Consider the following 16081-nt stretch of genomic DNA (forward strand, 5'->3'; position numbering starts at 1 on the left):
AATTGGATTGCATTACAATAAGATTAATGAAAATGAAAAAGGATGATAACATGACACAACGCAGGCCGATTGGCATCAAAATTCCTTTTACGAAAGATGCATTCTTGAAAAGATACGAACAATTAACTGCTGGCGAAACACACCATGTTCTACTTGAAAGTGCTCGCGGCGGTTCATACAGCATTGCTGGCATTCACCCAATCGCTAAAGCGAAGGGAAAAGACGGGATGACAACCATCCATTATCAAGATGAGGTGCTGTTCAAAGAAGGCGATCCATTTAGAGCGTTTACGGATTGGTTCCAAACCCTTCGAACCGAAACGAATGAGGAATACCCTGATTTTCAAGGTGGGGCGATTGGATTTTTAAGCTATGATTATGCTAGATATATCGAGCATTTTAAGATGCTGTCCATTGATGACCTGAAAACACCTGACCTTTATTTTCTTGTGTTTAATGATGTTGCAGTCTTTGATCATGAAGAAAACGTGCTGTGGCTGATCACTCACACAGAGGGAGCGGAATCTGTGAGTGTCACTCATCAAAGACTTGAAGATTCGAAGCAAAAGTGGACAAGCTCTGCAAAAGAATCAGCGCAATCACCTGTTCATGAACCTTCTGTAGAATGTGTACCAGCAGCACCTTTTACCGAAGAAACCTTTGGAGAAGCAGTAGAGAAGATTAAGCAATATATCGCAAGCGGTGATGTGTTCCAAGTGAATTTGTCCATCAGACAAGATGAACAGCTCCACACCCACCCTTATGATTTATACAAAACGTTACGTCAAGTCAATCCATCTCCTTATATGTCTTATCTGCACACGCCTGATTTCCAAATTGTTTGTGGATCTCCAGAGCTGCTGATTAAGAAAAAGGGGACTCAATTAGAAACAAGACCGATTGCGGGTACAAGATCAAGAGGCAAAGACGATGCTGAGGATCAAGCGCTGGCAAAAGAGCTCATTGAAAATGAAAAAGAACGCGCGGAGCATGTGATGCTCGTGGATCTTGAGCGGAATGACCTTGGACGCGTGTCCACTTATGGCTCAGTAAGAGTGAACGAATTTATGGCGATTGAGAAATATTCACACGTGATGCACATTGTATCCAACGTACAAGGGGAACTGCGTGATGATTGTGATGCAGTAGATGTCATGAGAGCTGTATTCCCAGGCGGCACAATTACAGGTGCTCCAAAGGTGAGAACAATGGAAATCATAGAAGAGCTTGAGCCGACAAGGCGTGGGCTTTATACTGGATCTATAGGCTGGTTTGGATTCAATCAAGATATGCACTTTAACATCGTCATTCGTACGGCGTACTGCACTGAAGGCAAAGCATTTATGCAATCGGGTGCTGGGATCGTCATCGATTCTGTACCAAAGCACGAATACAAAGAATCGATTAAAAAAGCCTATGCAGTAAAAAAAGCATTACAGTTGAGCAAAGAAGAGACTATTTTGAGTTAGAGGTGAGCAGAGCATGATATTAATGATTGATAATTATGATTCATTTACGTACAACCTGGTCCAGTATTTAGGTGAGCTTGGAGAAGAATTGATTGTGAAACGGAATGATCAAGTAACCATTCAAGAAATCGAAGAACTCGAGCCAGATTTTCTCATGATTTCTCCAGGGCCATGCAGTCCTGATGAAGCGGGAATTAGTATGGAGGCAATCAAGCACTTTGCGGGAAGTATTCCGATCTTCGGTGTGTGCCTGGGGCATCAATCCATTGCGCAAGTCTTTGGAGGGGATGTCGTTCGTGCTGAGCGCTTAATGCATGGTAAAACGTCAGAGATTGCTCATGACGGAAAAGGTGTCTTCACTGGACTCCAAAATCCGCTCGTCGCAACGAGATATCATTCATTAATTGTCAAAAACGAGACGCTGCCGGAGTGCTTTGTCGCAACAGCCAGCACAAAGGAAGGCGAGCTCATGGCCATTCGCCATAAAGAGCTACCAATTGAAAGTGTACAGTTTCATCCTGAATCGATTATGACGTCCTTCGGAAAAGAAATGCTGAAAAATTTCATTGAAACCTATCGTAAAAAGGGGCATGAAGTAAACGCATGATCATTTATCTGAACGGTCAGTATATAGAGGAGAAAGACGCCACTCTTTCTCCTTTTGATCATGGTTTTCTATATGGCATCGGTGTATTCGAAACATTTACCAGCCTGGCAGGACAAGTCTTTCTGTTAGATTGGCACCTTGAAAGGCTCAATCAATCATTGCGTGACCTTTGCATCGAATCCACAATAGAGAAACCATTTGTACTCGACATCATTCATACCTTACTAAATAAAAACGAAATAGCCGGTGGTCATGCGAGAATTCGCTTCAATGTTTCTGCAGGCAGAGGCAATGGATTTTCTGCAGATCCTTATGAAGAGCCTGTCGTGTTTGTCATGATCTCTCCATTCCGGCCCGAATCTATTTTAGATGAGAAGCAGGGAGTCATTCTTCAAACGAGAAGAAATACGCCGGAAGGTTCAAGGCGCCTCAAGTCTCATCATTATATGAACAACCTGCTGGCTAAAAGAGAAGTGGGGAATGATCCGTCGTTAGAAGGCATCTTTTTAACAAAAGAAAATGATGTGGCAGAAGGCATTACCTCCAATGTATTTTGGCGAAAAGGCGATGTGATTTATACACCGTCACTTGATACAGGCATTTTAAATGGGGTCACTCGTCGATATTGTATCGAAACACTCCAAGCGATGGAGGCGTCGCTAAAAGTAGGGCGATACCCGGTCTCCCATTTGCTATCAGCTGATGAGGCATGGATGACCAATTCTGTTCAAGGGATTGTGCCTTTCGGAAGTATAGGGGAAATCTCCTTGCACCAAAACAGCCGGATCATCTCAACGAAATTGAGAACACAATATACTAAAGAACGTCTAGAACATAAAGAGTAGGTGGACACAATGACACAACAAGTGATAAAACAGCCTAAAATCATACAAGCCAAGCACCACACCCTTAGTTATGAAGAAAAGACATTGGTCATGGGCATTTTAAATGTCACACCTGACTCTTTTTCAGATGGAGGAAAGTTTAATCAAGTGGATAAAGCGCTGGCTCATGCAGCGCAGCTGATAGAGGACGGGGCACATATCATTGATATAGGCGGAGAATCGACTCGTCCTGGAGCGGCGTTTGTCTCAGAACAAGAGGAGCTTTCAAGAGTCATTCCCGTCATTGAAAAGATCACAAAAGAATTGGATGTACCGATTTCCATTGATACGTATAAAGCCCATGTGGCAGATGAAGCAGTGAAAGCCGGAGCTTCCATCATCAATGATGTATGGGGAGCGAAGGCAGATCCTCAAATGGCGCATGTGGCAGCGAAGCACAATGTGCCGATTATTTTAATGCACAATCGGCCAGAGCGAAACTATACACATCTAATTTCAGATATGATCGCAGATTTGAAAGAAAGTGTTCAAATTGCGAAACAAGCGGGTGTCCGTGATGACATGATCATATTAGACCCAGGTGTAGGGTTTGCGAAAAATAAAGAGGACAACCTGATGGTCATGAATGAACTCGAACATTTTTGTCACCTTGGGTATCCACTGCTCTTAGCTACATCTCGAAAACGATTCATCGGAGCTGTCTTAGACCTGCCACCGGAAGAACGTACTGAAGGAACGGGGGCTACGGTCTGCCTTGGGATTCAAAAAGGCAGTGCGATGGTTCGTGTACATGATGTAAAAGAAATCGCAAGAATGGCAAAAATGATGGATGCCATGTTGAATAAAGGAGGCGCTTATCATCGATAAAGTATATGTAAATGGAATGGAATTTTACGGCTACCATGGCGTATTTGCAGAAGAAAATAAATTAGGACAGCGGTTCCGTGTGGATTTAACAGCTTCACTTGATTTAAGTAAAGCCGGACAAACGGATGACCTCAATGAGACGATCAATTATGCAGAGCTCTACCATATCTGCAAAAGCATTGTAGAGGGTGAATCAGTCAACCTCGTTGAAACACTGACAGAAAGAATTGCGAGCCAAGTGTTAAAGGACTTCCCGACAGTTCAGGAATGTACAGTGAAGGTGATCAAACCAGATCCGCCAATTCCAGGACACTATCAGTCCGTTGCCATTGAAATGACGAGATCGCGCGCATGAACAATACCGCATACATCGCTTTAGGTTCGAACATAGGGAAAAAGGAAACCTATTTAAAAGAAGCCGTCAAAAAACTGCACGAACATCCAGAGGTTCAAGTAGAATCAATCTCATCTATATATGAAACAACACCTGTAGGTTACGAAAACCAAGATGACTTTTTAAATATGGCTGTGAAAATTTCCACCTCGCTTCGTCCGCATGAACTACTGACACTTACTCAGAAAATCGAGCAAGAGTTAGGCAGAACAAGAGAAGTGAGATGGGGACCGCGAACGGCTGACCTTGACATTTTACTTTATAATCGTGAAAATATTGAAACAGAACAGCTTGTAGTGCCACATCCTAGAATGTACGAACGTTTATTCGTTCTCGTTCCGATGAGTGAGATTTGCCCAGAAATCGGCGAAGTACAAATAAATGCCGTAACAGACCAAGAAGGTGTAAGCATATGGAAAAAGATATGTGGGGTAGAAGAATTCGTGCATACCGAAAGCTAAAAGGGTATACTCAGGAAGGGTTCGCGAAAAGACTGGGCATCTCTGTCTCTGTCTTAGGAGAAATTGAGCGAGGCAATCGATTACCAACAAACCAATTGGTTGATCAAATAGCAGATGCTTTAAATATAACGGTGGAAGAACTTTCGCCAATTCTTGAAGAAGAAAGGAGGGGAAATGATGTTTAAAATCGGAGATATCGACATTAAAAACAAAGTGGTGCTCGCACCTATGGCTGGTGTGTGCAACTCTGCCTTCAGACTGACAGTGAAAGAGTTTGGAGCAGGTTTAGTCTGCGCTGAAATGATCAGTGACAAGGCGATCCTGATCAACAATGCAAGAACAATGGGTATGCTATACATTGATGAACGGGAAAAGCCTTTGAGCCTTCAGATATTTGGAGGTGAAAAAGACACTCTCGTTGAAGCAGCAAAGTTTGTAGACCAGAATACCACAGCGGACATTATCGATATCAACATGGGCTGTCCTGTACCGAAGATTACGAAATGTGATGCAGGAGCGAAATGGCTGCTTGATCCAAACAAGATTTATGAAATGGTCTCTGCTGTTGTAGATGCTGTAGATAAACCTGTTACGGTGAAAATGAGAATGGGCTGGGACGAAGATCATATCTTCGCTATTGACAATGCCCGTGCTGTTGAACGAGCAGGTGGACAAGCGGTTGCGCTTCACGGACGGACACGTGTGCAGATGTACGAAGGAACAGCGAATTGGGATATTATAAAAGAGGTCAAACAATCTGTTTCCATTCCTGTCATCGGCAATGGAGATGTTAAAACCCCTCAAGATGCAAAACGTATGCTTGATGAAACGGGTGTAGATGCTGTCATGATCGGAAGAGCCGCACTAGGAAACCCGTGGATGATCTATCGAACGGTTCATTATTTAGAAACGGGTGAACTGAAAGAAGAGCCAAATGTACGTGAGAAGATGTCAGTGTGCAAGCTTCACTTAGACAGACTCATTGATCTAAAAGGCGAGCATGTGGCTGTCAGAGAAATGAGAAAGCACGCAGCATGGTACTTAAAAGGTGTCCGAGGCAATGCGGACGTGAGAAATCAAATCAATCAAAGTGAAACGAGAGCGGAGCTTGTACAAGTTCTTGATGACTTTACGATCGAAGCCGAGGCAAAAGAGCTTCAAAGTATAAAAGTAGGATAAGACTATCTTTCTTTTTGTAGCTCACTGCTAGTGCATGTACTGGCAGTTTTTCTGCTTTTCTCTGCAAAATACATTATTGGAGTGATATAAATGAGTAATGAAGGGCTTAATAACGAAGAATTAAATGACCAATTCCAGGTCAGACGTGACAAAATGAATAAAATGAGAGAAGAGGGTATCGATCCATTCGGTGAACGATATGACCGTTCTCATCAATCTGCACAAATTATTGCAGAATACGATGAGTTTTCTAAAGAAGACTTAGAAGAAAAGTCTGCCCAAGTGACAATCGCTGGACGTATGATGACAAAGCGTGGAAAAGGGAAAGCTGGCTTTGCGCATATACAAGACTTAGAAGGACAAATCCAAATATACGTTCGTAAAGATAGTGTAGGAGAAGAAGCTTACGAGTTATTCAAAAGCTCAGACCTAGGCGATATCATCGGTGTAACAGGAACGGTGTTTAAAACGAATGTAGGAGAACTTTCTATTAAAGCAACTAGCTTTGAGGTTCTTACGAAAGCACTTCGCCCGCTTCCTGATAAATATCATGGATTAAAAGATGTTGAACAACGCTATCGTCAACGCTACCTTGACCTAATTGTAAATCCAGAAAGTAAGCAGACGTTCATTATGCGAAGCAAGATCATTCAATCCATGAGAAGATACTTAGATTCTAAAGGATATTTAGAAGTTGAAACACCAACGATGCACAGCATCCCTGGTGGTGCATCAGCACGTCCTTTCATTACTCATCATAATGCACTGGATATGCCGCTCTATATGCGTATTGCGATTGAATTGCACTTAAAACGCCTCATTGTCGGTGGCCTAGAGAAAGTATATGAGATTGGCCGTGTATTCCGTAACGAAGGTGTATCAACTCGTCATAACCCAGAATTCACTATGATCGAGCTGTACGAAGCTTACGCAGATTACAAAGACATCATGAACCTAACTGAAAACCTGATTGCTCATATTGCCGAAGAGGTACTAGGGACAACCACGATTCAATATGGAGAAGATGAAATTGATCTCAAGCCTGAATGGAAAAGACTCCATATGGTTGAAGCGGTCAAAGAAGCAACTGGTGTAGACTTCTGGCAGGAGATGTCTATAGAAGAAGCGAAACAGCATGCAGCTGATCACGGAATTGAAATTACGAAAAACATGACAGTAGGTCATATCATCAATGAGTTCTTCGAGCAAAAAGTTGAAGAAACATTGGTGCAGCCTACCTTTATTTACGGACACCCAGTGGAGATTTCTCCATTAGCTAAGAAAAATCCTGAAGATCCTCGCTTCACTGATCGCTTTGAGCTATTTATCGTACGCCGTGAACATGCTAATGCATTCACAGAGCTAAACGATCCAATCGATCAACGAGAACGATTCGAAGCTCAATTAAAAGAACGTGAAGAAGGAAATGACGAAGCGCATCTAATGGATGACGATTTTGTTGAAGCATTAGAATATGGTATGCCTCCAACAGGCGGACTAGGAATCGGTATCGACCGGTTAATCATGCTATTAACAAATTCTCCATCAATCAGAGATGTACTGCTTTTCCCACAAATGAGAAACCGCTAATACATCAATTAAAGCGCCATTTTAACTATGGCGCTTTTTATTTTTCATAAAATGAAACTTTTTTTAAAAAAACTATTGCAAGGAAAGAATCAAGGTGGTATATTATTATTCGTTGCCGCAAAACAGCAACGAGGTTAAAAAAAGAAATTGAAAAAACTTCTTGACTTTAACCAATACGAAATGTTAAGATATTAAAGTCGCTTACGAGTGATAACGAAAATGATCTTTGAAAACTAAACAAGACAAAACGTACCTGTTAATTCGAGTTTTTATAAAAAAATCCTATGTTATATCATAGGTAGTCAGTCAAACGCTGACGAAAAACAAAACTTCGGTTTTGTACTTTTTCGGAGAGTTTGATCCTGGCTCAGGACGAACGCTGGCGGCGTGCCTAATACATGCAAGTCGAGCGAACAGAAGGGAGCTTGCTCCCGGATGTTAGCGGCGGACGGGTGAGTAACACGTGGGTAACCTGCCTGTAAGACTGGGATAACTCCGGGAAACCGGAGCTAATACCGGATAGTTCCTTGAACCGCATGGTTCAAGGATGAAAGACGGTTTCGGCTGTCACTTACAGATGGACCCGCGGCGCATTAGCTAGTTGGTGGGGTAATGGCTCACCAAGGCGACGATGCGTAGCCGACCTGAGAGGGTGATCGGCCACACTGGGACTGAGACACGGCCCAGACTCCTACGGGAGGCAGCAGTAGGGAATCTTCCGCAATGGACGAAAGTCTGACGGAGCAACGCCGCGTGAGTGATGAAGGTTTTCGGATCGTAAAGCTCTGTTGTTAGGGAAGAACAAGTGCGAGAGTAACTGCTCGCACCTTGACGGTACCTAACCAGAAAGCCACGGCTAACTACGTGCCAGCAGCCGCGGTAATACGTAGGTGGCAAGCGTTGTCCGGAATTATTGGGCGTAAAGGGCTCGCAGGCGGTTTCTTAAGTCTGATGTGAAAGCCCCCGGCTCAACCGGGGAGGGTCATTGGAAACTGGGAAACTTGAGTGCAGAAGAGGAGAGTGGAATTCCACGTGTAGCGGTGAAATGCGTAGAGATGTGGAGGAACACCAGTGGCGAAGGCGACTCTCTGGTCTGTAACTGACGCTGAGGAGCGAAAGCGTGGGGAGCGAACAGGATTAGATACCCTGGTAGTCCACGCCGTAAACGATGAGTGCTAAGTGTTAGGGGGTTTCCGCCCCTTAGTGCTGCAGCTAACGCATTAAGCACTCCGCCTGGGGAGTACGGTCGCAAGACTGAAACTCAAAGGAATTGACGGGGGCCCGCACAAGCGGTGGAGCATGTGGTTTAATTCGAAGCAACGCGAAGAACCTTACCAGGTCTTGACATCCTCTGACAACCCTAGAGATAGGGCTTTCCCTTCGGGGACAGAGTGACAGGTGGTGCATGGTTGTCGTCAGCTCGTGTCGTGAGATGTTGGGTTAAGTCCCGCAACGAGCGCAACCCTTGATCTTAGTTGCCAGCATTTAGTTGGGCACTCTAAGGTGACTGCCGGTGACAAACCGGAGGAAGGTGGGGATGACGTCAAATCATCATGCCCCTTATGACCTGGGCTACACACGTGCTACAATGGACAGAACAAAGGGCTGCGAGACCGCAAGGTTTAGCCAATCCCATAAATCTGTTCTCAGTTCGGATCGCAGTCTGCAACTCGACTGCGTGAAGCTGGAATCGCTAGTAATCGCGGATCAGCATGCCGCGGTGAATACGTTCCCGGGCCTTGTACACACCGCCCGTCACACCACGAGAGTTTGCAACACCCGAAGTCGGTGAGGTAACCTTTATGGAGCCAGCCGCCGAAGGTGGGGCAGATGATTGGGGTGAAGTCGTAACAAGGTAGCCGTATCGGAAGGTGCGGCTGGATCACCTCCTTTCTAAGGATATATGGAGCAGTGTGCGTTTTCGTCTTGTTTAGTTTTGAAGGATCATTCCTTCAAGACATGTCTCTAGCGAGACAGGATTGTTCTTTGAAAACTAGATAACAATAAGTAATACATTCACATTGAATGCAATGCAAAGTTCATCACACATAGTGATTCTTTCTAAAGTAAGAAATGGTTAAGTTAGAAAGGGCGCACGGTGGATGCCTTGGCACTAGGAGCCGATGAAGGACGGGACGAACACCGATATGCTTCGGGGAGCTGTAAGCAAGCTTTGATCCGGAGATTTCCGAATGGGGAAACCCACTGCTCGTAATGGAGTAGTATCCATACTTGAATACATAGAGTATGAGAAGGCATACCCGGGGAACTGAAACATCTAAGTACCCGGAGGAAGAGAAAGCAAATGCGATTCCCTGAGTAGCGGCGAGCGAAACGGGAACAGCCCAAACCAAGAGGCTTGCCTCTTGGGGTTGTAGGACACTCTATACGGAGTTACAAAGGAACGATATAAGCGAAGAGGTCTGGAAAGGCCCGCCAAAGAAGGTAACAGCCCTGTAACTGAAATGTTGTTCTCTCCAGAGTGGATCCTGAGTACGGCGGAACACGTGAAATTCCGTCGGAATCCGGGAGGACCATCTCCCAAGGCTAAATACTCCCTAGTGACCGATAGTGAACCAGTACCGTGAGGGAAAGGTGAAAAGCACCCCGGAAGGGGAGTGAAATAGATCCTGAAACCGTGTGCCTACAAGTAGTCAGAGCCCGTTAAAGGGTGATGGCGTGCCTTTTGTAGAATGAACCGGCGAGTTACGATCCCGTGCAAGGTTAAGCAGAAGATGCGGAGCCGCAGCGAAAGCGAGTCTGAATAGGGCGCATGAGTACGTGGTCGTAGACCCGAAACCAGGTGATCTACCCATGTCCAGGGTGAAGTTCAGGTAACACTGAATGGAGGCCCGAACCCACGCACGTTGAAAAGTGCGGGGATGAGGTGTGGGTAGGGGTGAAATGCCAATCGAACCTGGAGATAGCTGGTTCTCTCCGAAATAGCTTTAGGGCTAGCCTCAAGGTAAGAGTCTCGGAGGTAGAGCACTGATTGGACTAGGGGCCCCTACCGGGTTACCGAATTCAGTCAAACTCCGAATGCCGATGACTTATCCTTGGGAGTCAGACTGCGAGTGATAAGATCCGTAGTCGAAAGGGAAACAGCCCAGACCGCCAGCTAAGGTCCCAAAGTATACGTTAAGTGGAAAAGGATGTGGAGTTGCTTAGACAACCAGGATGTTGGCTTAGAAGCAGCCACCATTTAAAGAGTGCGTAATAGCTCACTGGTCGAGTGACTCTGCGCCGAAAATGTACCGGGGCTAAACGTATCACCGAAGCTGCGGACTGTTCTTACGAACAGTGGTAGGAGAGCGTTCTAAGTGCTGTGAAGTCAGACCGGAAGGACTGGTGGAGCGCTTAGAAGTGAGAATGCCGGTATGAGTAGCGAAAGACGGGTGAGAATCCCGTCCACCGAATGCCTAAGGTTTCCTGAGGAAGGCTCGTCCGCTCAGGGTTAGTCGGGACCTAAGCCGAGGCCGAAAGGCGTAGGCGATGGACAACAGGTTGATATTCCTGTACCACCTCCTCACCATTTGAGCAATGGGGGGACGCAGGAGGATAGGGTAAGCGCGGTATTGGATATCCGCGTCCAAGCAGTTAGGCTGGGAAATAGGCAAATCCGTTTCCCGTAAAGGCTGAGCTGTGATGGCGAGCGAAATTTAGTAGCGAAGTTCCTGATTCCACACTGCCAAGAAAAGCCTCTAGCGAGGTGAGAGGTGCCCGTACCGCAAACCGACACAGGTAGGCGAGGAGAGAATCCTAAGGTGATCGAGAGAACTCTCGTTAAGGAACTCGGCAAAATGACCCCGTAACTTCGGGAGAAGGGGTGCTTCTTAGGGTGTTAAAGCCCCGAGAAGCCGCAGTGAATAGGCCCAGGCGACTGTTTAGCAAAAACACAGGTCTCTGCGAAGCCGTAAGGCGAAGTATAGGGGCTGACGCCTGCCCGGTGCTGGAAGGTTAAGAGGAGCGCTTAGCGTAAGCGAAGGTGCGAATTGAAGCCCCAGTAAACGGCGGCCGTAACTATAACGGTCCTAAGGTAGCGAAATTCCTTGTCGGGTAAGTTCCGACCCGCACGAAAGGCGCAACGATCTGGGCACTGTCTCAACGAGAGACTCGGTGAAATTATAGTACCTGTGAAGATGCAGGTTACCCGCGACAGGACGGAAAGACCCCGTGGAGCTTTACTGCAGCCTGATATTGAATGTTGGTACAGCTTGTACAGGATAGGTAGGAGCCTTGGAAACCGGAGCGCTAGCTTCGGTGGAGGCATCGGTGGGATACTACCCTGGCTGTATTGACCTTCTAACCCGCTGCCCTTATCGGGCAGGGAGACAGTGTCAGGTGGGCAGTTTGACTGGGGCGGTCGCCTCCTAAAATGTAACGGAGGCGCCCAAAGGTTCCCTCAGAATGGTTGGAAATCATTCGCAGAGTGTAAAGGCACAAGGGAGCTTGACTGCGAGACCTACAAGTCGAGCAGGGACGAAAGTCGGGCTTAGTGATCCGGTGGTTCCGCATGGAAGGGCCATCGCTCAACGGATAAAAGCTACCCCGGGGATAACAGGCTTATCTCCCCCAAGAGTCCACATCGACGGGGAGGTTTGGCACCTCGATGTCGGCTCATCGCATCCTGGGGCTGTAGTCGGTCCCAAGGGTTGGGCTGTTCGCCCATTAAAGCGGTACGCGAGCTGGGTTCAGAACGTCGTGAGACAGTTCGGTCCCTATCCGTCGCGGGCGCAGGAAATTTGAGAGGAGCTGTCCTTAGTACGAGAGGACCGGGATGGACGCACCGCTGGTGTACCAGTTGTTCTGCCAAGGGCATCGCTGGGTAGCTATGTGCGGACGGGATAAGTGCTGAAAGCATCTAAGCATGAAGCCCCCCTCAAGATGAGATTTCCCATTCCGCAAGGAAGTAAGATCCCTGAAAGATGATCAGGTTGATAGGTCTGAGGTGGAAGCGTGGTGACACGTGGAGCTGACAGATACTAATAGATCGAGGACTTAACCTATATTCTAATGTGAAGCTTGAACATTGTTATCTAGTTTTGAGAGAACATTCTCTCCATCAGGTTTGGTGGCGATAGCGAAGAGGTCACACCCGTTCCCATACCGAACACGGAAGTTAAGCTCTTCAGCGCCGATGGTAGTTGGGGGTCTCCCCCTGTGAGAGTAGGACGCCGCCAAGCTTGTATAAGGATCAGTTCCATACGGAACTGGTCTTTTTTGTGTTTTTGAAAAAATTACTTCTATTAAATCACTTTGTAAAGTGAGAAGTGATGATGTAGTAAGCCTCATCGATCAATTAATTTTTCTGTTCGTCTCACTTTCATGTATTCTCATTGAACAACGCAGCTGTTGTGTGGATCGGTCGTTCAATTTGTTTAGGATGAAGATCAAAAGCATAGAAAGCAGCCAATAAGAATTTTCTTTGGCAACCAGATACAGAGGGCTGTTTAGAGACACACTAGATAACTGAGTATTGCCAAAGAACATATAGCACCTTCAGTCAATTTTTTCGCCCGCTCTAAGTAAGAACAAGAAAGAATCAATAACTAACTTGTTAACCAAGATAACACTTTAATATTGAAGATGGTAAAGAACAGCATCATTTACGGATATTTTTGCATGAAAATGATTTCTCAGAAAAATAAAATAATAAAAGAATCCCTTCTCTAGATGATTTGTATGAGAAGATATATTGAAGAAAACAAGCATATAAAAAGCATGAAAAGGGTCATTTCACACTAATAAAGCTTTATTAGAGCGCTTTTTAACAAAAAAACATAAAAAAAATGAAAAAAAGACTTTTAAAATGATGAGACAAGTGGTAAACTTCTTTAGGTGCCTTAACGAAAAGATGAAAAAAACAACGTTAAAATAAATTCAAAAATTATTTTAAAAAAGTCTTTACAAACAATATCTTATCGTTATATAATACTACTTGTCGGATCGAGAGACATTCGAAATGACAACACAATATGGAGGATTAGCTCAGCTGGGAGAGCATCTGCCTTACAAGCAGAGGGTCGGCGGTTCGAGCCCGTCATCCTCCACCATATTTATTCTTACATAATGTTAGGATAGATAAAGCCGGTGTAGCTCAACTGGTAGAGCAACTGACTTGTAATCAGTAGGTTGGGGGTTCAAGTCCTCTTGCCGGCACCAGTTTCATATGGTAAGATAGACAAGTCGCTTTTAAAGCGAGCCATTAGCTCAGTTGGTAGAGCATCTGACTTTTAATCAGAGGGTCGAAGGTTCGAGTCCTTCATGGCTCACCATGTTTCATGCGGGTGTGGCGGAATTGGCAGACGCGCTAGACTTAGGATCTAGTGTCTTTATGACGTGGGGGTTCAAGTCCCTTCACCCGCATTGCCAAATAAAATGAAGAAATCCTGTAATGCGGAAGTAGTTCAGTGGTAGAACACCACCTTGCCAAGGTGGGGGTCGCGGGTTCGAATCCCGTCTTCCGCTTATACCATCCACGCCGGGGTGGTGGAATTGGCAGACACACAGGACTTAAAATCCTGCGGTAGGTGACTACCGTGCCGGTTCAAGTCCGGCCCTCGGCATTATACAATAAGCGCCCGTAGCTCAATTGGATAGAGCGTTTGACTACGGATCAAAAGGTTAGGGGTTCGACTCCTCTCGGGCGCGCCATTAAGATCGGGAAGTAGCTCAGCTTGGTAGAGCACTTGGTTTGGGACCAAGGGGTCGCAGGTTCGAATCCTGTCTTCCCGACCATCTTTTATGGGGCCTTAGCTCAGCTGGGAGAGCGCCTGCCTTGCACGCAGGAGGTCAGCGGTTCGATCCCGCTAGGCTCCACCAATATGATCTTTGAAAACTAAACAAGACAAAACGTACCTGTTAATTCGAGTTTTTATAAAAAATCCTATGTTATATCATAGGTAGTCAGTCAAACGCTGACGAAAAACAAAACTTCGGTTTTGTACTTTTTCGGAGAGTTTGATCCTGGCTCAGGACGAACGCTGGCGGCGTGCCTAATACATGCAAGTCGAGCGAACAGAAGGGAGCTTGCTCCCGGATGTTAGCGGCGGACGGGTGAGTAACACGTGGGTAACCTGCCTGTAAGACTGGGATAACTCCGGGAAACCGGAGCTAATACCGGATAGTTCCTTGAACCGCATGGTTCAAGGATGAAAGACGGTTTCGGCTGTCACTTACAGATGGACCCGCGGCGCATTAGCTAGTTGGTGGGGTAATGGCTCACCAAGGCGACGATGCGTAGCCGACCTGAGAGGGTGATCGGCCACACTGGGACTGAGACACGGCCCAGACTCCTACGGGAGGCAGCAGTAGGGAATCTTCCGCAATGGACGAAAGTCTGACGGAGCAACGCCGCGTGAGTGATGAAGGTTTTCGGATCGTAAAGCTCTGTTGTTAGGGAAGAACAAGTGCGAGAGTAACTGCTCGCACCTTGACGGTACCTAACCAGAAAGCCACGGCTAACTACGTGCCAGCAGCCGCGGTAATACGTAGGTGGCAAGCGTTGTCCGGAATTATTGGGCGTAAAGGGCTCGCAGGCGGTTTCTTAAGTCTGATGTGAAAGCCCCCGGCTCAACCGGGGAGGGTCATTGGAAACTGGGAAACTTGAGTGCAGAAGAGGAGAGTGGAATTCCACGTGTAGCGGTGAAATGCGTAGAGATGTGGAGGAACACCAGTGGCGAAGGCGACTCTCTGGTCTGTAACTGACGCTGAGGAGCGAAAGCGTGGGGAGCGAACAGGATTAGATACCCTGGTAGTCCACGCCGTAAACGATGAGTGCTAAGTGTTAGGGGGTTTCCGCCCCTTAGTGCTGCAGCTAACGCATTAAGCACTCCGCCTGGGGAGTACGGTCGCAAGACTGAAACTCAAAGGAATTGACGGGGGCCCGCACAAGCGGTGGAGCATGTGGTTTAATTCGAAGCAACGCGAAGAACCTTACCAGGTCTTGACATCCTCTGACAACCCTAGAGATAGGGCTTTCCCTTCGGGGACAGAGTGACAGGTGGTGCATGGTTGTCGTCAGCTCGTGTCGTGAGATGTTGGGTTAAGTCCCGCAACGAGCGCAACCCTTGATCTTAGTTGCCAGCATTTAGTTGGGCACTCTAAGGTGACTGCCGGTGACAAACCGGAGGAAGGTGGGGATGACGTCAAATCATCATGCCCCTTATGACCTGGGCTACACACGTGCTACAATGGACAGAACAAAGGGCTGCGAGACCGCAAGGTTTAGCCAATCCCATAAATCTGTTCTCAGTTCGGATCGCAGTCTGCAACTCGACTGCGTGAAGCTGGAATCGCTAGTAATCGCGGATCAGCATGCCGCGGTGAATACGTTCCCGGGCCTTGTACACACCGCCCGTCACACCACGAGAGTTTGCAACACCCGAAGTCGGTGAGGTAACCTTTATGGAGCCAGCCGCCGAAGGTGGGGCAGATGATTGGGGTGAAGTCGTAACAAGGTAGCCGTATCGGAAGGTGCGGCTGGATCACCTCCTTTCTAAGGATATATGGAGCAGCGTGCGTTTTCGTCTTGTTTAGTTTTGAAGGATCATTCCTTCAAGACATGTCTCTAGCGAGACAGGATTGTTCTTTGAAAACTAGATAACAATAAGTAATACATTCACATTGAATGCAATGCAAAGTTCATCACACATAGTGATTCTTTCTAA

General features: G+C 46.4%; 9 protein-coding genes, 9 tRNA genes and 4 rRNA genes. All 22 read left to right on the top strand.

Annotated features, from left to right (window positions below):
* The first annotated feature begins 50 nt into the window (after positions 1–50).
* The 22 genes from MKZ05_RS00450 to MKZ05_RS00555 all read left to right on the top strand — a co-directional run bounded on the left by MKZ05_RS00450 (position 51) and on the right by MKZ05_RS00555 (position 15909).
* Positions 51–1469, top strand: coding sequence for an anthranilate synthase component I family protein (locus tag MKZ05_RS00450; protein WP_339160930.1), 1419 nt, complete (start codon positions 51–53; stop codon positions 1467–1469).
* A gap of 13 nt (positions 1470–1482) precedes the next feature.
* Positions 1483–2076: an aminodeoxychorismate/anthranilate synthase component II gene (gene pabA, locus MKZ05_RS00455; RefSeq protein ID WP_339160932.1), complete on the top strand. Its 594-nt coding sequence runs from the start codon at positions 1483–1485 to the stop codon at positions 2074–2076.
* On the top strand, positions 2073–2921 hold the full coding sequence (gene pabC, locus MKZ05_RS00460; RefSeq protein WP_251191522.1) for an aminodeoxychorismate lyase: 849 nt from the start codon (positions 2073–2075) through the stop codon (positions 2919–2921). The genes pabA and pabC overlap by 4 nt, the downstream gene beginning before the upstream one ends.
* Before the next feature lie 9 nt (positions 2922–2930).
* Positions 2931–3788 carry a dihydropteroate synthase gene (gene folP, locus MKZ05_RS00465; RefSeq protein ID WP_044140415.1) on the top strand — a complete coding sequence of 286 codons (858 nt, stop codon included), beginning with the start codon at positions 2931–2933 and terminating at the stop codon, positions 3786–3788.
* Positions 3781–4143, top strand: a complete 363-nt coding sequence (folB, locus tag MKZ05_RS00470) for a dihydroneopterin aldolase (protein ID WP_034620891.1) — start codon at positions 3781–3783, stop codon at positions 4141–4143. Before folP ends, folB begins: the two co-directional genes overlap by 8 nt.
* The gene (folK, locus tag MKZ05_RS00475; RefSeq protein ID WP_137055654.1) at positions 4140–4643 is read left to right on the top strand and encodes a 2-amino-4-hydroxy-6-hydroxymethyldihydropteridine diphosphokinase; all 504 of its coding nucleotides are present in this window, start codon (positions 4140–4142) and stop codon (positions 4641–4643) included. Before folB ends, folK begins: the two co-directional genes overlap by 4 nt.
* The gene (locus MKZ05_RS00480) at positions 4595–4828 is read left to right on the top strand and encodes a helix-turn-helix transcriptional regulator (protein ID WP_212046553.1); all 234 of its coding nucleotides are present in this window, start codon (positions 4595–4597) and stop codon (positions 4826–4828) included. Before folK ends, MKZ05_RS00480 begins: the two co-directional genes overlap by 49 nt.
* Entirely contained in the window at positions 4821–5822 is a 1002-nt protein-coding gene (dusB, locus tag MKZ05_RS00485) for a tRNA dihydrouridine synthase DusB (RefSeq protein ID WP_003217922.1), read from the top strand. Before MKZ05_RS00480 ends, dusB begins: the two co-directional genes overlap by 8 nt.
* A gap of 90 nt (positions 5823–5912) precedes the next feature.
* Complete coding sequence (gene lysS, locus MKZ05_RS00490; protein WP_339160935.1) at positions 5913–7412, top strand: lysine--tRNA ligase; 1500 nt, start codon at positions 5913–5915, stop codon at positions 7410–7412.
* 344 nt (positions 7413–7756) lie between these two features.
* Positions 7757–9305, top strand: a 16S ribosomal RNA gene (locus MKZ05_RS00495).
* A gap of 182 nt (positions 9306–9487) precedes the next feature.
* Positions 9488–12418, top strand: a 23S ribosomal RNA gene (locus tag MKZ05_RS00500).
* 61 nt (positions 12419–12479) lie between these two features.
* A 5S ribosomal RNA gene (gene rrf / locus MKZ05_RS00505) occupies positions 12480–12595 on the top strand.
* A gap of 794 nt (positions 12596–13389) precedes the next feature.
* Positions 13390–13465: transfer RNA gene (locus tag MKZ05_RS00510), tRNA-Val, on the top strand.
* A gap of 33 nt (positions 13466–13498) precedes the next feature.
* Positions 13499–13574, top strand: a tRNA-Thr gene (locus MKZ05_RS00515).
* A gap of 37 nt (positions 13575–13611) precedes the next feature.
* Positions 13612–13687 (top strand) — tRNA-Lys (locus tag MKZ05_RS00520).
* Positions 13688–13695: 8 nt separating this feature from the next.
* Positions 13696–13778 (top strand) — tRNA-Leu (locus tag MKZ05_RS00525).
* A gap of 30 nt (positions 13779–13808) precedes the next feature.
* Positions 13809–13880 (top strand) — tRNA-Gly (locus MKZ05_RS00530).
* A gap of 12 nt (positions 13881–13892) precedes the next feature.
* Positions 13893–13978 (top strand) — tRNA-Leu (locus tag MKZ05_RS00535).
* 11 nt (positions 13979–13989) lie between these two features.
* Positions 13990–14066 (top strand) — tRNA-Arg (locus MKZ05_RS00540).
* A 7-nt stretch (positions 14067–14073) separates the two neighbouring features.
* Positions 14074–14150 (top strand) — tRNA-Pro (locus MKZ05_RS00545).
* Between the two features lie 8 nt (positions 14151–14158).
* A tRNA-Ala gene (locus MKZ05_RS00550) sits at positions 14159–14234 on the top strand.
* 126 nt (positions 14235–14360) lie between these two features.
* Positions 14361–15909 (top strand): 16S ribosomal RNA (locus tag MKZ05_RS00555).
* The 16S, 23S and 5S rRNA genes sit together here with 9 tRNA genes alongside, the layout of an rRNA operon.
* The last annotated feature ends 172 nt before the right edge of the window (positions 15910–16081 follow it).

It is taken from the genome of Bacillus sp. FSL M8-0277, assembly GCF_037975305.1.
Lineage (GTDB): Bacteria > Bacillota > Bacilli > Bacillales > Bacillaceae > Bacillus > Bacillus pumilus.